The sequence below is a fragment of the Arthrobacter sp. DMZ02-1R genome (genome assembly GCF_057747935.1).
In genome coordinates, this window is sequence record NZ_CM173230.1 from 1,294,205 (window position 1) to 1,311,738 (window position 17,534).

The 17,534-nt window shown below is 61.5% G+C and carries 22 protein-coding genes; 11 read left to right on the forward strand and 11 right to left on the reverse strand.

The window, feature by feature from the left end; genetic code table 11:
- The first annotated feature begins 102 nt into the window (after positions 1-102).
- The 3 genes from AC3ANQ_RS06265 to AC3ANQ_RS06275 all read left to right on the forward strand — a co-directional run bounded on the left by AC3ANQ_RS06265 (position 103) and on the right by AC3ANQ_RS06275 (position 1,493).
- Positions 103-270 carry a hypothetical protein gene (locus AC3ANQ_RS06265; RefSeq protein ID WP_488304292.1) on the forward strand — a complete coding sequence of 56 codons (168 nt, stop codon included), beginning with the start codon at positions 103-105 and terminating at the stop codon, positions 268-270.
- Positions 271-429: 159 nt separating this feature from the next.
- Positions 430-921 (forward strand): hypothetical protein, encoded by a 492-nt coding sequence (locus tag AC3ANQ_RS06270; protein ID WP_488304293.1) that lies wholly within the window; start codon positions 430-432, stop codon positions 919-921.
- Between the two features lie 194 nt (positions 922-1,115).
- Positions 1,116-1,493 (forward strand): DUF6984 family protein, encoded by a 378-nt coding sequence (locus AC3ANQ_RS06275; protein WP_488304294.1) that lies wholly within the window; start codon positions 1,116-1,118, stop codon positions 1,491-1,493.
- An 82-nt stretch (positions 1,494-1,575) separates the two neighbouring features.
- Here the strand turns inward: AC3ANQ_RS06275 and AC3ANQ_RS06280 are convergent, their stop codons facing one another.
- The 3 genes from AC3ANQ_RS06280 to AC3ANQ_RS06290 all read right to left on the reverse strand — a co-directional run bounded on the left by AC3ANQ_RS06280 (position 1,576) and on the right by AC3ANQ_RS06290 (position 4,126).
- Positions 1,576-1,872 (reverse strand): hypothetical protein, encoded by a 297-nt coding sequence (locus tag AC3ANQ_RS06280; RefSeq protein WP_488304295.1) that lies wholly within the window; start codon positions 1,870-1,872, stop codon positions 1,576-1,578.
- 320 nt (positions 1,873-2,192) lie between these two features.
- Entirely contained in the window at positions 2,193-3,386 is a 1,194-nt protein-coding gene (locus AC3ANQ_RS06285) for an IS30 family transposase (RefSeq protein ID WP_488304296.1), read from the reverse strand.
- 287 nt (positions 3,387-3,673) lie between these two features.
- Positions 3,674-4,126 carry a hypothetical protein gene (locus AC3ANQ_RS06290; protein WP_488304297.1) on the reverse strand — a complete coding sequence of 151 codons (453 nt, stop codon included), beginning with the start codon at positions 4,124-4,126 and terminating at the stop codon, positions 3,674-3,676.
- A gap of 180 nt (positions 4,127-4,306) precedes the next feature.
- Between AC3ANQ_RS06290 and AC3ANQ_RS06295 the strand changes: the two genes are divergently transcribed.
- The gene (locus AC3ANQ_RS06295) at positions 4,307-4,786 is read left to right on the forward strand and encodes a hypothetical protein (protein WP_488304298.1); all 480 of its coding nucleotides are present in this window, start codon (positions 4,307-4,309) and stop codon (positions 4,784-4,786) included.
- Between the two features lie 302 nt (positions 4,787-5,088).
- Here AC3ANQ_RS06295 and AC3ANQ_RS06300 read toward each other — a convergent pair whose 3' ends face one another.
- Positions 5,089-5,445 (reverse strand): hypothetical protein, encoded by a 357-nt coding sequence (locus AC3ANQ_RS06300; RefSeq protein ID WP_488304299.1) that lies wholly within the window; start codon positions 5,443-5,445, stop codon positions 5,089-5,091.
- 177 nt (positions 5,446-5,622) lie between these two features.
- Here AC3ANQ_RS06300 and AC3ANQ_RS06305 point away from each other — a divergent pair, with 177 nt between their 5' ends.
- On the forward strand, positions 5,623-6,048 hold the full coding sequence (locus AC3ANQ_RS06305; protein ID WP_488305269.1) for a DUF2199 domain-containing protein: 426 nt from the start codon (positions 5,623-5,625) through the stop codon (positions 6,046-6,048).
- Positions 6,049-6,216: 168 nt separating this feature from the next.
- On the opposite strand, the gene AC3ANQ_RS06310 is transcribed toward AC3ANQ_RS06305, so the two are convergent.
- Positions 6,217-6,708 carry a hypothetical protein gene (locus tag AC3ANQ_RS06310; RefSeq protein WP_488304300.1) on the reverse strand — a complete coding sequence of 164 codons (492 nt, stop codon included), beginning with the start codon at positions 6,706-6,708 and terminating at the stop codon, positions 6,217-6,219.
- A 374-nt stretch (positions 6,709-7,082) separates the two neighbouring features.
- On the opposite strand from AC3ANQ_RS06310, the gene AC3ANQ_RS06315 reads away from it, so the two are divergent.
- The gene (locus AC3ANQ_RS06315) at positions 7,083-8,252 is read left to right on the forward strand and encodes an IS30 family transposase (protein WP_488302931.1); all 1,170 of its coding nucleotides are present in this window, start codon (positions 7,083-7,085) and stop codon (positions 8,250-8,252) included.
- A gap of 338 nt (positions 8,253-8,590) precedes the next feature.
- Here AC3ANQ_RS06315 and AC3ANQ_RS06320 read toward each other — a convergent pair whose 3' ends face one another.
- The gene (locus AC3ANQ_RS06320; protein WP_488303123.1) at positions 8,591-9,985 is read right to left on the reverse strand and encodes an IS1380 family transposase; all 1,395 of its coding nucleotides are present in this window, start codon (positions 9,983-9,985) and stop codon (positions 8,591-8,593) included.
- A gap of 397 nt (positions 9,986-10,382) precedes the next feature.
- On the opposite strand from AC3ANQ_RS06320, the gene AC3ANQ_RS06325 reads away from it, so the two are divergent.
- Both AC3ANQ_RS06325 and AC3ANQ_RS06330 read left to right on the forward strand, forming a co-directional pair.
- Positions 10,383-10,604: a hypothetical protein gene (locus AC3ANQ_RS06325; RefSeq protein ID WP_488304301.1), complete on the forward strand. Its 222-nt coding sequence runs from the start codon at positions 10,383-10,385 to the stop codon at positions 10,602-10,604.
- Positions 10,605-10,874: 270 nt separating this feature from the next.
- The gene (locus AC3ANQ_RS06330; protein ID WP_268021018.1) at positions 10,875-11,021 is read left to right on the forward strand and encodes a lmo0937 family membrane protein; all 147 of its coding nucleotides are present in this window, start codon (positions 10,875-10,877) and stop codon (positions 11,019-11,021) included.
- A gap of 121 nt (positions 11,022-11,142) precedes the next feature.
- Here the strand turns inward: AC3ANQ_RS06330 and zapE are convergent, their stop codons facing one another.
- The 4 genes from zapE to AC3ANQ_RS06350 are packed head-to-tail and all read right to left on the reverse strand — an operon-like array spanning position 11,143 to position 13,685.
- On the reverse strand, positions 11,143-11,661 hold the full coding sequence (gene zapE, locus AC3ANQ_RS06335) for an AFG1/ZapE family ATPase (protein WP_488304302.1): 519 nt from the start codon (positions 11,659-11,661) through the stop codon (positions 11,143-11,145).
- On the reverse strand, positions 11,661-12,656 hold the full coding sequence (gene corA / locus AC3ANQ_RS06340; protein WP_488304303.1) for a magnesium/cobalt transporter CorA: 996 nt from the start codon (positions 12,654-12,656) through the stop codon (positions 11,661-11,663). Before corA ends, zapE begins: the two co-directional genes overlap by 1 nt.
- An 18-nt stretch (positions 12,657-12,674) precedes the next feature.
- On the reverse strand, positions 12,675-13,100 hold the full coding sequence (locus AC3ANQ_RS06345) for a DUF1761 domain-containing protein (RefSeq protein ID WP_488304304.1): 426 nt from the start codon (positions 13,098-13,100) through the stop codon (positions 12,675-12,677).
- Between the two features lie 9 nt (positions 13,101-13,109).
- Positions 13,110-13,685 carry an Lrp/AsnC family transcriptional regulator gene (locus tag AC3ANQ_RS06350; protein ID WP_488304305.1) on the reverse strand — a complete coding sequence of 192 codons (576 nt, stop codon included), beginning with the start codon at positions 13,683-13,685 and terminating at the stop codon, positions 13,110-13,112.
- Positions 13,686-13,853: 168 nt separating this feature from the next.
- Between AC3ANQ_RS06350 and AC3ANQ_RS06355 the strand changes: the two genes are divergently transcribed.
- On the forward strand, positions 13,854-15,092 hold the full coding sequence (locus tag AC3ANQ_RS06355; RefSeq protein WP_488304306.1) for an MFS transporter: 1,239 nt from the start codon (positions 13,854-13,856) through the stop codon (positions 15,090-15,092).
- 43 nt (positions 15,093-15,135) lie between these two features.
- Here the strand turns inward: AC3ANQ_RS06355 and AC3ANQ_RS06360 are convergent, their stop codons facing one another.
- Positions 15,136-15,639, reverse strand: a complete 504-nt coding sequence (locus AC3ANQ_RS06360) for an Lrp/AsnC family transcriptional regulator (RefSeq protein ID WP_395797851.1) — start codon at positions 15,637-15,639, stop codon at positions 15,136-15,138.
- Between the two features lie 131 nt (positions 15,640-15,770).
- Here AC3ANQ_RS06360 and AC3ANQ_RS06365 point away from each other — a divergent pair, with 131 nt between their 5' ends.
- Both AC3ANQ_RS06365 and AC3ANQ_RS06370 read left to right on the forward strand, forming a co-directional pair.
- Positions 15,771-16,862 carry a trans-sulfuration enzyme family protein gene (locus tag AC3ANQ_RS06365; RefSeq protein ID WP_488304307.1) on the forward strand — a complete coding sequence of 364 codons (1,092 nt, stop codon included), beginning with the start codon at positions 15,771-15,773 and terminating at the stop codon, positions 16,860-16,862.
- 139 nt (positions 16,863-17,001) lie between these two features.
- A complete protein-coding gene (locus AC3ANQ_RS06370) occupies positions 17,002-17,124 on the forward strand; it encodes a hypothetical protein (protein WP_488304308.1) in 123 nt (40 codons plus the stop codon).
- Positions 17,125-17,534: the final 410 nt, after the last annotated feature.

A 17,534-nucleotide genomic window follows, 5' to 3' on the forward strand; every position in this document is an offset into this window, starting at 1 on the left:
GTTAAAACGCCGACGCGCAGGAAAAACGCGACTGTAGTACTAGAGCGGCTGCGCCGCGTACCGGCGTACTTCCTGCGGGGTCGGCTGGACATAGCATCACCTTTGAGAAGCGCCTACGACGTCGCCAGTCAACTGCCGCTGGCAATTCTTGAGGTCGTCGAGGCAGACGCACACGGCGCCGGCGACGACACCCTGGACAGGCTCGTCAAAGTTCTGGACCAGTTCGCCGCCGCGGACCAAACTACGACGACCTTGACCGTCGGACGCTAGACCCACCAGAAAGGGTGTCCGGTGAGGGATCGGCTTGAAACCAGATCCGAATCTCGCGACGCGGGCGCAAAACGGCAATAGTCCTAGTGAAGGTCACGTACGTGTCCTCCAAAACGTATGGACCAGGCAATTGGGCGGTGACTCTGTGAAACTAGTCCCATGGACGCGCTGAGGGATCTTCGAATGCTCGCCACGCGGGAAGCGCTCGGCGAGACCGTAGGCTCAAACGTGCTCATTGACACTGCGCTACGCGCCATGCTGGACGGCGTCGATTCGCCGTCACTCCCGCTCCTCGCTGGCCTGTCGCGGCGGGAGGAGGGCGATGCACACGACCTATTCCGCGTCGTCGCGGCCGAGTTGAATCTGGCCCCGCCCGCCCCGATCGACCAAGCACGTGAGCGATGGCAACTGGTCCGCTGGCTGTGCGAGGCCATCGTGGATGGGAGCGCGAAACCAGAAGTTGCGGGGAGGCTGATCTGGTTCCGGGGATGGATCGAGCTCGGCCAGCCCGCTGCCCTTACGCCACTTATGGGTAGGGTGAGCGAGTGGGAGGACTGGAGTCCGTCCTGGCGAATGGGTCGCGATCACTATGGGAAGCAAATCGTCGAGGAAGCCAGACGCCTAATCAACGAACCATGGCCGCCAGTGTGATCCAACAAATGGTGTCGCGGCGTCAGTTCGGCACGATCAGGCTCGGCGCAGGGCCAGATAGGTCTGGGCTCGGAGGTTTACACGAAAGTATGTTTGGCCAGTGTCCTTAGGTCGGGTGCCCGGTGAGCGACCGGCTTACGGGCTGCCGTTCAACGGACATATCCATGACTTGATCCGAGCATTAAGATCATCAAATGAAAGAACGGCCACTAGAAGATGGTGAGGTCTTGATCCTGTCAGTGCTTCTGAGTCGAGCAACGGAATGGGACCGCGGGCCCGTTGATCTGAGGGCGCTGAGAGCATCCGACATGGATGATGGGGGAATGGGTAGCCTCCGCTTCACTTCGGGCAAAAGCCGTTCTCGGTATGGACGAACGATTGCCGAAGGTTGGTTCAAGGACATAGACGGTGTGCCCGTCGCGCTGGCCTTGTACGTGGACCGGGAAGATGGCCTCTTTGAGCTCGACAGTTGGAAAGTCGACTTCTCACCGCGGCTGAGGCTGCCCCATGATGAGGCAGAAGTCCTAGAAGGTCCCCCAGCTGCAACTAGCAGTCGAACAAACATGCCATGAGCGAGGTCCCATTGCCTTCGGTGAGCTATATCAGGATCGAGTAGCCGCACTTCGAGCTAGTGCTCCTGTTACCCGATTTAGCTCACCAACTTGTGTCCAGTGGCCCGCAGAATATCCCCCAACCACACGAGAGCGTAGGAATCGCGTGCTCTGGATCTGCGGCAACGCTTCGAATGTTGTCCAGTGATTCAGTGAGTTGACCTATGGTGAGCTCACTCGGCTTGTCGTAGTCGTCGTAGAGCTCGGCGGCCGGTATCGACCAGAAATTGTCCAAGTCCAACTCACTCGTTGGGCCGTATCGTTCTTCGACGTGGCGTACCAGCACATCAAACACCTCGGACAGTTCCTGGAGGGTAAATCTAGTTGGGTGGTCGGTCATTTGATGTCCTTATTTGATCAGTTGGAAACTCCCACCGAAACGCGACGAGCTAAGCCGACCGACACGTCGGTGGCCGAGTTCGCCCAGTCTCGTAATGCTCGGTGTCTGGCCGTGGAGGCGGCGCAAACCATACGGTCTCCGTTGCCTCTAATGCTTCAGGAAGAGGCTGAAGCGAACCAGCGAACCGGCGAGCCAATGGGCGACGACGCTGGGGTGTTGCCGATAATCAGGCACACACCGAGACTAGCGAGCACGGATAACCATTGAAGCCTCCGGCGCGCTGACTCGCCTCGACGGTGCCCGGTAAAGGATCGGCGAATTCAGGCGGTCGTTGCAACGGCGGGTTTTTCTGGTTCAAATAGTAGCCGTTCCATGGCCTGGGCGGGGGTGATGCCGCCCAGGGTCTTGCGGGGCCTGGCGTTTAGTTCGGCGGCGACTTCGAGCAGCCGCTCGGGTGAGTGCGCGGACAGGTCGGTGCCCTTTGGGAAGTACTGGCGCAAGAGCCCATTGGTGTTCTCGTTGGTTCCGCGCTGCCAGGGTGAGTGCGGGTCGCAGAAGTAGATGTCCATCCTGGTCGCCACGGTGATCTGGCGGTGCTGGGCCAGCTCGGTGCCCTGATCCCAGGTCAGCGACTTACGCAGGTGCTGCGGCAGGGTCTTGATCGCCGCCAGCAGGCCGTCACGGACAGCGATGGCGCCGTGGTCATCGGGCAGGTGGACCAGCATCGTAAACCGGGTCTGGCGCTCCACCAAGGTGGCGATGGCCGAGCGGCAGTTCGACCCCAGCACCAAATCCCCTTCCCAATGCCCGGGCACGGCGCGGTCGGCGACCTCGGCGGGTCGTTCGCTGATCAAAATCATGTCCGGGATCTTCCCCGCCCGCTTGCCGGTGGAGCGTCTTGGCCGCCTCACGGCGCGGCCCGTGCGCAAGTGTCGGTGCAGGTCCGCGCGCAGGTGACCGCGGCCCTGCACATACAACGCCTGGTAGATCGTCTCGGGACACACCCGCATCTCCGACCGGTCCGGGAACGTCATGGCGAGGTCGTCACTGATCTGCTCAGGGCTCCACTTCACGCACAACCTGGCCTGTACCAAGGATGCCAGTTCCGGGTCATCGAACTTGCTGGCCTTGGGCCGGCGTCCGCGCAGCTCGGCTCGTTTCTGCGCCGCATACGGCGCATACTTCCCCCGTCCCCGCGCGCCCGTCCCGGGGCCGTTACGGCGCAGCTCACGACTGACTGTCGAGGCCGACCGCTCAATCTGTTCCGCGATCGCCCGCACACTGGTCCCGGACATGTGCAGATCCGCGATCTGCAGCCGGTCCTCCAGGCACAGGTATCGGCCCGAAGGTTCGGGTTTCTTCCGCGGGATCCGCCCGCCGGTCGCCTGGCGCCAACGCCGCCCAGTTCGTCGATCCACTCCTACAGCCTCGCACGCCGCGATCAGCGTCGAGCCCTGGGCCATCAGCACCCAGAACCGGGCCTCCTTATCGATCCGTTCCTTCTTCGACAACATGCACAACACCTCACAACAAAAGGGGTGTTGCAACGACCGATTGAACTCGCCATCCCTTTGCGGACAGCCAAAAACCTTCTCCTATTCCGATCGATGTGCGTCATGACTCGTGTGTCCAGAATTCTTGGTTTCCAGGCCTAGAGGAGACAGCTGAGCCAATTTGATAGGGAGCCGTATTGTGTCTGACCTGGTGATAGGTTCGGCTCATGACCGACGAGGATGCTGCGCTTCCGCCCAACTGGGCCGCCGACTCGCTCTGAATGAAATTCAAAGTCCTCAGCCCACGCCTACCGGTCGTCGAAGGATATGCGGAATACGAGCTTTCCGAAGTCCGGGGTTGATCCAAAGTCTGTGCACCTGTACCGGCGCGCGTTGTCGGCAAGGTGCTCCAGGATCATTCCTGAGGTGTGGCTTTGCGATCGGCGTCCCCGGCCAGAATCCCAGATGTTGTAGAGAACCAGGGAACCGTCCGTCTCAAGAACGTCGATAAGGACTTCGGGCGGGGCCGAGTCTGTCCAGAGATTCAGCTGAGGCGAGGTGGCGCCGGCAACGGACAACAAGCCGGCCGTTCCTAGGAACAGGCCTTGCCGCCACGCAGGATCGGCGCTCTCGAACGTCAGGCAAATCTTCTGGCCCGGGCGGACCTCCAAGGACTCAATAAGGATGGCAGGGTCCCCGCCGGGTCCTTGAACTGTTGAGCTGTAGCTCCTTGAGGGAAGCGGCCTTCGTCGTCGGGTCATATCTGCATGCTCCCATGCCCAAACACACTCCAGGCCATCGGGTATGTGGCCGCCGGGCCGGGGCCAGAGGACCACGAGGTTGGGTTCTGCCCAGTCGGCCTCATTCTCCAAATCTAGCCCCGAGAGGTATCCGCTGTAACCCGCGCGAACCGTCCGGTGGGGGATGGGACAATGGATGAGATGAGTGAGCTTACAGCTGAAGATTACGAATCCTTGGAACACGCTTCGAAGGTCCTCCATGAACGCGGAGAACTAGAAGTCAGCTTCGACCAAATGATGAACATCTGGGAGTGGCTGGTAACTAACATCGAGTCGGAATACGACGAGATGGTGGACGAGTACACGAACGACCTAGGATCCCGTGACTGGCTTGCTGCGGCATGGCCACTCCTGACCGACCACGTGCGAGCGGCTTTCCAAAAGAAACTTGACGCACTGGATGGCCGGTTCCTGGCAGCCACGGAAGAAGACACACGCGGCACCCTTCGCTACTACTACCATGTGGAGCGGCAGGAGGGTTGGTGGTGGCGGCGCATTCCAATTCACAGGTCCGGATATCTCGCTGACCAATTGAATTTGAAAGGGATGAAACCTTTGGAGAGGGAACGCATAGACGACCCTCCAAGGTGGCCGGATGGATCACCTTATCTCCAAAAGTAGAAGCAACCCTTCCCACATTGGCGCTAGCGGCCGGGGTAACTCACTAACTGTGTTCGATGGTGGGGAGTGGGCGGTGATGGAGCCCAGGGTGACTGTGGTGCCGGTGCCGTCGGTGATCCCGACGAGGTTCCCTGCGGCGTCGTAGTACCGGGTCCCGGTGCTCCCGGCCGTCCCGGTCACGGGTGCCGGCGGGGTGCCGGCCGTAGTTCACCTCCTCAGTTGGACGTTGCCCCAATTCAACCCGGTCTTTCCTGTCGTTGGTTCATTCCGATCCGGGCTGGTTCACCAACGCGCTCGTTCGGTCAGTTGACGCTCGCAGTCAAGGGAACGCCCGGTCGGGGCTGCGCCACAAGTGCTTGGAACTGGAAGAAGGCGACTCCGGCGGACTCCCCGAGGTGGTAATGAACTTCTTCTGTCGTCATCCCGGCGGCGTCGAAGTCCACAATCTGCGGGAATTCCTTGGCAAGGATCATGGTCACGGCGGACTTGCCGGAAACGGGCGACTCGGCGCTGACGTGTTCGATCATGCTCATATCGTCTCGCTGCCGCAGAGCAGGCAGGCGTGAGTGCGGGTAGAGGTCCAGGGGAAGGTAGAGGTCGTCTCCATCTTCATGCAACCGCGGCTGGGGCAGAACATGACGCGTGTCCTCAGGGATCATCCAACGGACACATGAGGAAGGACATCCTTCACAGGTAGGCTTCGGGAAGCCAAAGTGATCGCGAAAATGGGGGAATCAATGGTTGGCCGGAGCGGATTCGGATGGAAATGCGGCACCTGCGGACAGCGGCATCGAGGGCTCGCGAGGGTTTTCGGAGCCCAGGCTCCCGATGTTTGACTGCATGCCACTGCAACCGAACGCGAAGCCGGCGAACTGACCGACGACATGTGCGTGCTTGAAGTCCAAGGGGAATGGCATTACTTCCTTAGAGGGCACATTGAGATCCCTCTTATTGATGTCCCTGGTGAGGTGTTTAGCTGGTCTGCCTGGGTCTCGCTCAGTCAAGAAAGTATCCAAAAGATTGCGGACCATTGGGATGACCCGGCACGGGCCGCGATGCCCCCGGTGTTCGGTTGGCTATGCAACGAGCTGCCCTACGACCAGTCAACGACCTCCATTGCGGCGCATGTGCACAATAGGGAGCCAGGAGTGGTTCCCTACATTCAGCTCGATCCGTCCACTGACCACCCTTTGGTTAGAGAACAAGCGACCGGAATCTCGCTGCATCGGCTGGCCGAAATCAATAACGCGGTAATGGGCTAGGTTCCACGCCAGTAAAGTTCTGGTGTTGTCCGGTGAGCGGTCCTCAAACGGGACAGCCGGACCGCCATTTCCAACTGTGAAAAAACCGCCATTCCGAATCGACAGTCACAGCCATGTGGGCAAAAACAATGGCCTGTCCATATTCCGGATCTCGAATTCCCGACGTCGCTATTGTCTTCTCGGAGGCAACCCGGCCATGACATGTTGAACACATTCCGTCCAGTCTTCCCAGGTCGAAGAGACGCCTGAGCCTTCATTGGTTTCAAAAGTGACGGCGTCGAGCAACGAATGGAGTTTGTCGCCAAACCGAAAGGCATGCTTCCAGAGGAACTCGACCGCGGCGAAAAAAGCTGCGCTATCGGTAAGGGTTTTTTCCATGGACAACCCAGTCGGGGTGGAACGGGTTTCGCCTTCGGTCAGCGTGTTTCCTGCAGGTGGCCCTGGAAGGGCGTCTCGAATGCAATCCAGCCAGTCGAGCCATGCCGCCGGATCAGCAGTGCCCCCGTCCTCTAGGATGTCGGTGTCGCCGAGCAGCGTTATGAGATCATCTTCGCCGCCTGTGCTTTTCGCATATCTGGTCAGGAATTCGGTCATTACGAGAAAAGCTTCCCGATCCGTCAGCGATTTTTCTCCTGTGAAAGCCATGTCCGGGATTAACATCTAGTCCTCCATCGGTGGCAGCGCACGATTGACCGCAGGCGATATGTCTGCATGCTGGGTTGGAGTGTTTCCTGCCCGCGATCATTCTGCCATCTGGTAGTCGTGCTGCATGGATTGGGAGAAAGAGCAGGTGCGGGCATGAGAGTCAACCTCATAGTTTTCGATGACCACCCTATCCGCCTGCAGTCCGTCTCCGTTCCAGGGCGCCGAGCCAACTTGAGATCACCATCACGGAGACCCCCAAGGTGAACTGGGGCATCAGAGGATCTAATGCCGCTGACCTCACTCTTGGTTCCAAGGTTGAAGTCTGACCGGCAGCATTGTGTCTCGGTGAAGGATCCTTGGGTTCTTGCGGTGATTGCAACACTTAGCGGATGGGTGTTGTCATGTCGAGGTATTCAATTTATGTGAGACCGGATCTTCTGCAGCTGTTTTGGGCCGGGATGCAGGCCGGTGATTTCATTACTGATGCCGTTGTGCCGATCAATACGAGCAGGCGGACCGGGCGCCGGGTCCTGGCCGAGGCCGGGGGTGTCAGGCCACGCCGCGGCCGGGATCTGAAGGGCAGGTGCCTGACCTTCGACCAGCGCGAAGAGATCGCGGTGATGCGCGCCCAGGGACACTCGCTGCGCCGGATCGGGGCCCTGATCGACCGGTCTGCCTCGACTGTGTCCAGGGAGCTTCGGCGGAATTCGGTGGCCGGGTTGCCCTACCGGGCGACGTCGGCCCACGCGCTGGCGTATGAGCGGGCTTCGCGGCCGAAGCCGGCGAAACTGCACACCAACACGGTGCTGCGTGCGAAGGTGGAAGAGGACCTGAAAAAGAAGTACTCGCCTGAGCAGATCACAGGACGCCTCCAGGTTGAGTTTCCCGATGAGCCGGAGATGCGGGTGTCACCTGAGACCATTTACCAGTCCCTCTACGTTCAGTCCCGCGGAGCACTGAACCGCGATCTGGCCGCGTGTTTACGCACCGGACGTGCACTCAGGCAGCCCTGCAGGAAGGCCGGCCAGCGGAAGAACCGGATCCCCGGGATGATCAATATCTCCGAGCGTCCCCCCGAGGTTCAGGACCGTGCGGTGCCAGGGCACTGGGAAGGCGACCTCATCATCGGCAAAGGCAACCAGTCCGCGATCGGGACCCTCGTGGAGAGAACCACCAACTACACGATGCTCGTTCATCTGCCGGATGGATACAAGGCAGAACAAATGCGCGACGCCTTGGCCACTAAGATCAAGACGCTCCCCGAGGCGCTGAGGCATTCCCTCACCTGGGACCAGGGCATCGAAATGCAGGACTGGAAGAGCGTGAAAGTAGACGCCGGCATCGACATCTACTTCTGCGACCCGCACTCACCCTGGCAGCGCGGCATCAACGAAAACACGAATGGCCTGCTGCGCCAGTACTTCCCGAAAGGCACGGACCTGAGCATCCACAGCGCCGAAGACCTCGACTGGGTTGCACAGGAACTCAACGACCGGCCACGCAAAAGACTAGAGTTCAGAAAGCCGATCGAATTGATCGAAGGACTCCTGTTGCAATGACCGCCTGAATCCGCCGATCCCCAAACGGACAAGCTCAACGGGCTTCGGGACGGCCTACTCTTGCACCGAATTCCGGCGAGCCAATATTTGACCCCACCTGTTGACACCGGTCTTCTCAGGCCGTTCTGTGTGAGGACGGGAAGTATTAGCCTCGATCTTTCATGAGGCAGGATTTCGGCGGGGTCAGGGCTTACCGGCGGCCTGACGTGGTCGATTTTTGCATGAGGGTGTGACGGAAGGGCCGCTGACCGATGGCGGCTGGGCGCGGGCGGTTCCACTACCACCCGGGGTGCGGCTTTTGCTTCCCGTGGTTCCCTGTTGTCCGGTCCGGTTGCCGGCTATGGCGGGGTGATAGCCCTCAGCCTCGCGAGAGCGTTTATCAGCAGAGACGTTTCGGGTGCCTTGGATGCCAGGTGAAGGGTGATCTGTCGGGCGTGCCGGCTGATCTTGCCGGCGATCTCGAAAATCCGGGCCCGGAGTTTCTTGGGTTCCCACCGCCGCGCCTTGGTTCCGGGGAAAGCGAGCATCTGCGCCCATGCGGTGATCTCGGCCGCGAGCATGACCAGGTGGCACCAGAGCGTGTTCGCGGCGAAGGAGTGCAAGGGCAGGTTCCTCAGGCCGGTGTCCTTGACGCCCCGGATCCTATCCTCGCACCGGGCCCGCAACCGGTGCCGTGCTTCAAGATCGGCGAGCTGCCCGCGGGCCTGGTTTGTCGCGAACGCTGTGTAGCGCATCCCGTCGATGTCGGTGATCCGCAGCTGCGCGCCCGGGTGCGGGATTTCCTTGCGGACGATGACCCGCAAACCTTTGGGCCATGCGGAGAGCTCGAGCATGCCTGTGACATCCGCGACCCAGGCGCCGTCACGTTCTTCCCCGTCGCTGTTGTAGGCCCGCGTCCACGCCTTTTGAGGGATCAGCGGCAGGACGTTTTCGAGGGCACCATGGATCGGGAATCCGACCGAGTACCCCAGGTTCCGGTGGCGGGCGGCGAGCCAGTGCAGGAACTCGTGGGTGCCGCCGGCGGAGTCGGTGCGGATCATGAGCTTCCGCCCGGACCGGTGTCCGGCCGGGAGTTGTTTCAGCGCGTCTTTGACGATCTGGATGTGGTCGGCGGCGGTGTTGGAGCCGGCGTTGCCCGGGCGCAGGATCACTGCCAGGGGTTCACCGGTTCCCTCGGCGCCGTGGTCGATGAACGCGGCCAGCGGGTGGAACCCGAAGCCTTTCTTCCACGTCGGGCGGGCGTGTTCCTTGTCCGAATGGGCGCTCAGGAGCGTGGCATCAACGTCGATCACGACCGGGTTCCAGACGCTGGCGTTGTGCAACGGGGAGGCGTCCCCGGCAGCGTTCCAGGCACGGGCGCGGGCTTCGGCACGCGCCTTGTTGACCGCGGCCAGCGCCTTGGCCGGGTCGACCGTGGCGAGCACCTTGACCAGCCTGCTGACCGTGGGATCCGAGGCCACCAGCCCGTAAACCTCCGGCTGGGTCCGGAGCCGGTCCACGTCCGCCAGGCAGTCCCCGCCGGTCGCCAGGGACAGGGCCTGGTCGGTGAGGATCTTGCCGGGGTCATGCCGGGCGAAGGGCTTACGCCACGGCCCAAGTCCGGCCGACAAGCCAGCCATCAACCCCGTTGCCCGGACGGCTTCCGTCAGCACCAGCCCACCGGCCTGGGACACCACCCCGTCCCCGGCGGAATCAACACGGACAGACGGGTACGACGGGGTAAAGTGGTTCACCAGAAAGGTGCTCCTTCGAGCGGGTCAAAACAGTGCGTCAACAACACTATTTTCCCAGCTCAGGGGCACCTTTCCCTGCTTAAACACGCACTGGCCGCACCACCCCCTGAAATACCGAGGTTAGCGCCTTGAGTCCTCGTCGCTAGTACGCCGGCATTGGACAAAGGACCGCCACAAATGACATATGAAGCGGCTGTATGGATCGGCAGAATCCTTCCGATAGTGTGCCTTCGTTTTCCACTGGATAGACCGTTCGACGCCCGGTAAAGGATGGCGGACGCTTACAAGTTCAGCGCTGCGCTTCAAGGCCCGCGTCATAAGCGCTTTTTCTCCATCGCCTCCGGATAACCCGGGGGCTTCTGGCCATCGTCCGATTTCGCGCACCCACACGCCCCTAATGGCCAATACGGCTGATATCCACTTCGACCAAGTCCTTGAAGAAGCCACCATCAACACCTACGACCTGTCCGACTCGACACCGACGCGCACCTCGCAGTGGACGCCGAAGCGGGACCATCGCCCACGCCTTCAACTGCGCCAAATGCGGCGGAGCCCGCGTACTGTCCACCACCGCGGGCTTCGTCGCCGCAGTCCTGGCCCGGTCGACTACCAACGATGACGTCCTCCATCTGGGCGCCGACATCCAATACAGGGAACCCATGTCTCCGACCGATCCGGACCTGAGAAGCTCACACACACCGCTCTGCGCACAGCCGCAGCCGACAGACCTACTCGGCGCCTACCTGCGCACCCGGGTCCTGCGGTGCCACCATGGCCCACAGAGGAAAAACCGCATTGACCCACCCACTTACCTTCATTGGTAAGTATACTTACTAGTGAATGCCCGAGGCCGCCGGTCAGGGCACGCAAACAAACAAGGGAGACTCGCATGTTGCTTTGGATAGCTATCGTTATCGCCGTTCTCTGGCTTCTCGGCTTTATCGGCAACATCGGCGGCGGGCTCATTCACCTGCTTCTGGTTATTGCCGTGGTCGTTTTGATTTTCCACTTCATCCGCGGCAGGTCACGCGTCTAGGAGTCTATGCGGTTTCGATGATGGCGCCCGTTGGCCGGCGGAGGGCCGGCTAACGGGCGGGGCTGGCGCCGGAGCTTTCCGACCGGACATAGGGGTACCGCCTCCCCCATGGAACCAGCCCTCAGCTGCCCCCGGCCTCTGCTTCTTCAAAGGGCGCCGAGGACTCCACCCTGTCCAGGAGCGACAGCCGGCTCGCGATTCTGGCCAGGTCGACGGGCTGGGCGCTTGTTCGGTGGGCCGGATCCTGGGCGAGATCCCAGTTCAGGGGGCCGTGGCCTACTAGGAATAGCGTGATGTCCTGGTCGTACAGGACGTCCACCACGTTGCTGAACCGTTGCCAGGCTGGGGCGGATCCGCCGGCCGACTCCACAGTTGGCGAGGGTACGCCGTCGATCACCCAGGTCCTGTAGTCCGCAGCCAAAGCCAAGTAGTCGGCAGTCGACGTCAGCCCGCCGCATAACTCGGAGAAACTGATCCAGAGCATATCGTCTGCCGCTTTGGCGGTGCCCCGTTGCGACGTGGGGGAGAGGACCCGTTCTTGTGACTTCGACGGCGGGAACAAACCGAAGGCGCCCAGCTGCGCCGTCGTTCCGGGTGTGATGATCCTGCCCCTGCTGAAGGCCTCCTGCCCGGGAATCATTAGAGCCAGTTTTTCCGCTTGAAGATGACGTACATGAGCAAGCCCGCCGCAATCATGAGTCCGATCGCCATGGGGTAGCCGAACGGCCAATGGAGCTCGGGCATGATGTCGAAGTTCATGCCGTAGAGCCCGGTAACAAAGGCCGGTGCAAAGAAGATTGCCGCCCACGCGGAGATCTTCTTGGTTTGTTCGTTTTGCGCCGCGCTCGCCTCGTTTTGCCGGTTCGCGGTCAGGGTGCCATCGAGGGTCAGCGCGTTCTGCAGCAGGTCGCGGAACCCGTTGGCGCGGGAAATGACTTGTTCGACGTGGTCCTCCACATCGCGGAGTTTGCGCTGCAGCTCTATGTCGACCCCGTATTTCTCGAACCCGCGCTTGAGGGAAGCCATCATATCCGGGAGCGGGTTGATTGCGCGCTGGAACTGGATGACCTCGCGGGCAAGTTCATAGATGCGCCGGGAAACGGAGGGATCGCCGCCGAAGAGTTGGTCCTCGATCTCGTCGATGTCGTTTTCCAGTCCGGAAATCACCGGACCATAATCGTCCACTACTTGGTCCAGCAAGGCGTACAGAATGGCTTCGGGCCCGTGACGCATCAGCTCCGGTTGCTGTTCCAGGTTGCGCCGGACCTGGGCCACCCCGGGCGTTTCGGCGTGACGGACCGTGACCACGAAGTTCTTCCCGGTGAAGATGTGAAGCTCGCCGAACTCCACGGTCTCAGTAGCGTCCAGGTACCGAGCGGGGCGCAGGACCGTGAAGAGGTTGTTGTCGTAGCGTTCCAGCTTGGGCCGCTGGTGCGCGTTCACGGCGTCTTCGACGGCGAGCAGATGGAGTCCGAACTCAGCAGCCACAGCCGCCATTTCCGTCTCGTCCGGCCGGTACAGTCCAATCCACACCATTCCGCCGTGGGCGGCCAGCGTTTCGACACTTTGCTCGAGGCTCCCCGGAGTCGCGGTCCGGATGCCGTTGACGTAGACGGCATTGTCAATGATGGTCACGAGGCTATTCTCCTCCCGCTACTGCCATGCCCCGATGATTGACCCGGCCACAGTCATGGCCACGATGTCATGGCCGGAATCGATGAGCGTCAGCGCGGACGGCCTGCCCGCGAAACCGTTATGGATGACGTGGCCTCCGGCGCGGAAAACCACGGCAACTACCAACGCGAAGAAACCGCCTGAAACGCTTCCGTGCACCCCCAACTTGCCGATGAGCACTGCCAGCAAGATGCTCGTCAGAGCCGCGGCCACCATCATGGGGATCCAGATCCCGGCGCCGCCGTCGATCTTCTTGAGGTCTTCCTCGGTCTTGCCGATGGCCTGCATCCATCGTCGGCCGAGGACTGCCGGCATGTACCAGATAAATCCAATGACCATGCTTGAAATGAAAGCCACGAGTATGGCCAGCCAGTTGAGCTGCGGAAGAGAAGAGAGCCAATCCATTCTGGAATCCTAGTCGGCTTCGCTGAGGGGCGATTCGGCCGCAAGCTGCCCTTTGCCCCGTTTCGCGGTGCTGCCCTTTGCGGTGCTGGCCGTCTCGGCGGCGTCCACGAGCCTGCCGATGAGCGGTTCGGTCCGGTAGGGGATGTGGGTGTGCAGGGCGAGGACTGTTTCCGTGCGGATGACACCCTTGATTCTGAGGATGGAGCGAAGCGCGGTTTGCAGGTTGTGCGTGTCGGCGGCCACCACCCTGCACAAGAGATCCCCCCTCCCGGAGATTTCATGCACCTCGAGTACCTGGGGGATGCGGCGCAAGGCTCCAATCACGCCGTCGAGTTCCCGGTGTGTCACCTCCAGGGTGACGAAGCCGACGACGTCGTACCCCACCTTTTCGAGGTCGACTTCGCGGCCGCCGTCGTTCAGCACGCCCGAGCGAACCAGGCGGCGCATCCTCGATTGGGCGGTGTTGCGCGCAATCCCCAAGGACTCGCCGAGTTCGCCGATCTGAACCCTGGGATCACGGATCAGCTCCAGGAGGATCTTCAGGTCCGTCGGGTCGAGGGTGCTCACGTCATCGCTCCAGATCATTCGTGGTCATCAGTGGAGGTCACTTTTGACTGTTTTGATCAATTGTTCCATGCCCAGCTGCCCTATGTAGCAGGTCTGCGGAATCCTATTGCCATCAATGTTTGGGCCATGACCGTCCCGGCCCACGAGGCCAGGTTTCGGGATGGCCGCTGAGGCGAAGGCACGGAAATGACTGTCTTTAGCGAACTGCGCATGCGCCCGGCCACCGCCGAGCGCTGGGGCTGGGATGCTTCCACTACGGCACGGCTGGTCTTGGCCGGCGTCGTCATGTTCACATTGCTGGTCGGCGCCAACCTGGCGAGTCCGCTGTATTCGCTGCTTCAAGCGGAACTGGGGATAACCTCGCTGGGTGTGACCATTGCCTTTGCGAGCTACGTCCTGGCGCTCGTGGCCGTGCTGATGCTCGCCGGCCACTGGTCGGACCATATCGGCAGGCGTGCGGCACTGGTCCTGGCTGTTCTCGTCGGTCTGGCGGGCGGACTGGTCTTCGCCAACGCTGGCAACCTCTTGATGCTCTCGGCCGGCCGCATGCTCCAAGGTGTAGCCGTCGGTCTTGCCACCGGAGCGAGCTCGGCAGCGCTGCGGGAACTGCTCCCGTACCGGCCGGAATGGGCCTCGCGCTTCACCTTGCTTTCCTCTTCCGGTGGGGTGGCCGCCGGTCCTGCCATCGGCGGACTGCTTTCGCTGCTCCCGGGTGCGACCTCTACGCCGTTCATCATCCACGCGGCAGTGCTGCTCCTTTTGCTGGTGCCGCTGTGGCTTCTCAAAGCGCGGCCTGCCATTCGGCCCGCCGAAGGTCCGTGGCCCTACACGGTCCTGGCCCCCCGACGGCCCTCGGTGTCGAGGGAGGCAAGGGGCGCATTTTGGCTCGCCTCGAGCGTGGGATTCCTGAGCTTTGCCGTATTCGGATTCTGCCTTTCGCTCGCGCCCGGCTATTTCGCCGTCGTCGTGCACGCCGATTCCCGCCCTATGACCGGGCTGCTCGCCGGGCTGACGCTGGGTGCGTCCGCGCTCAGCCAATTGCTGACCGTCCGCGGCCGGTTTGCAGTGCCCACAGGACTGGCTGTTCTGGGCGTTTCCATCGTGCTTGTGGGTGCCGCGGCGTCCATGTCCAGCCCGGTGCTGCTGGTGGCAGCGAGCTTGTCTGCCGGTGTTGGGCAGGGCATCGCGTTCCGGCTGGTGTTCAATGACGTTGCCGGAAAAGTGGAGGCATCTCGGCATGCCCAGATCATCAGCACGGTTTACGTCATCACCTACCTCGGCAGCGCTGTGCCCGTCATCGGGCTGGGCCTGGCGGCTTCGGTACTTGGACTAGGCGTGGCGGCCAACTACTTCACCGTGGTGTGCGGATTGGCAGCGATGGCGCTCGCCGCCGTGTCCTTCCGCAGGGTGCTCCGGAAGGGCTGACGAAAGGCTCATCGGGCGAGAACGACGGCGAAGCCGGCAACCGCTATTCCGGCAACGGTCCGTGGTTGCCCTGGATGTGCGCAAAGACCAAGGTGGTCTCGGTGTGGCCCACCACGGGGTCCGTAGCGAGGTTGTCCAGGACCCAGTCACGCAAGTCGTCAGTGTTGGCTACCGCGATGTGCAGCAGGTAGTCCACAGAACCCGAAGTGTGGAACGTGGAGATCACTGCGGGGAGCGCTGGCACGCGGGCCGTGAAGCGGTCAATCTGGTCGCGGTCGTGGGCGCGCAGGCGCACGGCGATCAGCGCCTGGACCGAACGCCCGATGGCAGGCAGGCTGAGAACCGCTTCGAAGCCCTCGATGATGCCGCGCTCTGAGAGTGACCGCGTGCGCATGAGAGCGGTGGACGGGGCAATTCCAACCAGTTCGGCCAACTGCTTGTTGGAGATCCGGGCATCGTCAACCAAAGCCGCGAGGATGCGTTCGTCGATTGCGTCCAAGGGCTCGCTCATGCCGACGGGCCGAACGTTCTTCGGGGTGGTGCTCACGGATCCTCCTGAAAGTGCTGTCTGTTCATCATAGGTGCCAGTTTCCACTCAATCCATTCATTTGCACTGTCAATGTCCGAATTATTGCCAGATACTTACCGAATTCAACGGTGAATAATTCAAGGAGAGCATTGACAGCCATCGACACACTTGCAGTCCACGCAGGCCGGGGCGGACTCACGGAACAGGGCGTACACGCCGTTCCGATCGACCTCTCAACTACTGCGCCCCTGCCATCTGTTCATGACGGCGGACTGGCCTACGAGCAGATGGCCACAGGAGGCGTCCACCTCGAAGGTCAAAGCACCGTTTACCAGCGTCTCTGGAATCCTACGGTAGCGAGGTTCGAAGATGGTGTTGCGGCGCTCGAAGGCGCCTCGCAAGCGGTCGGTTTTGCCTCAGGCATGGCCGCTTTCAGTGCCGTGCTGCTGGCAGCCCAATCGGAAGGCAAGACGCATGTAGTCGCGGTGCGGCCCCTGTATGGCGGCACGGACCATGTTCTGGCCAGCGGACTCCTTGGCAACCAAGTCACCTTCGTCAAGGCCGACGGCGTGCGGGACGCCCTTCGCCCGGACACCGGCCTGGTGGTAGTGGAAACCCCCGCGAACCCGAGCCTGGACCTCGTGGACCTTAACCGCCTGGTGGCCGACGCCGGGGACGTTCCGGTGCTCGTGGACAACACCTTCGCCACTCCGATTCTCCAGCAGCCGCTCAAGCATGGTGTCGCGATGGTGCTCCACAGTGCAACAAAGTTCCTGGGTGGCCACGGTGACGCCATGGGCGGCGTGGTGGCAACGAGTGCGGAATGGGCCACTCGGCTGCGCCGGGTCCGTGCGGTGACCGGAGGCATCCTGACTCCCTGGCCTGCCTACATGCTGCACCGGGGCCTTGCGACCCTGCCCATCCGTGTCCGGGCCCAGCAGGACCACGCCCATAAGGTCGCAGCCGCGCTCGCCAGCCACGAACTCGTCGCCAAGGTGTACTACCCCGGGCTTCCCGAATGCGATCCTCTGCATTTGGTGGGCACACAGATGAGCGGTCCGGGATCGTTGATATCCTTCGACCTTGAATCCGCTGGCAACTACGAGGTCATCCTGGGCCAGTACTCACCACTGGAAAAAGTTCCATCGGGCCTGGACCGGATACTCTCAGCCCAGAAGGCCAACCACCCAACGACATACTCGGTGGCCAACCTCATGGCGCTGGCACGCACGACGACGTGACGCTCAAGCCCGTGGGTCGCCGCGTCACACACGGCCCGCTTGAGCAAACCCATCCCGGGAGGCGGTGCTCCACGAGCACCACGGCCAGCCCTAAGTGTCGAGTAGGGTATAGCTAAGGCAGCGAACGTTACTTCGTTAAATGTACGTAGCCATCCTGTGGCCCCTCCAGCGCACGATTCAATCCGGCCTCTCCAGCGGCTGGTACAACCTCCGCCGCATCAAAGAAAGCCTCTTCGCCCACCTGGGCCCGATGGCGGCGTAATCAGCAGCGCATTGCGCAGACATAATTTCTTTATGGGCTACTCAGAGGTCGTTTCCACTGCAGCGGAGTCCATGGTCATTTTCGAACGGCTCGAACACGAGCCGTTCCTGCTCCGTGAAATCCCCGGGGGAAGATTGGATCTCCGGTGAATTCCAAATGAAAGTCGGCACGGACACATTCAACCTTGTGGCCGGCGACGGGTTAGTCATTCCCAGCGACGTGCTGCATTCCGGCATCGCAACAACCGAAGTCAGGTGTATCGATGTGTTCACGCCGGTACGCGAAGACTACAAAATCTAGCCACCTATTCTGAAGCCCGGGAGATCCATTGACGATTGCCTCTCTGGGAGCCTTTCTGACGTTCGCATTCGCGGTGTCAATGTCTCCCGGGCCCAACAATGTCTTAGCCT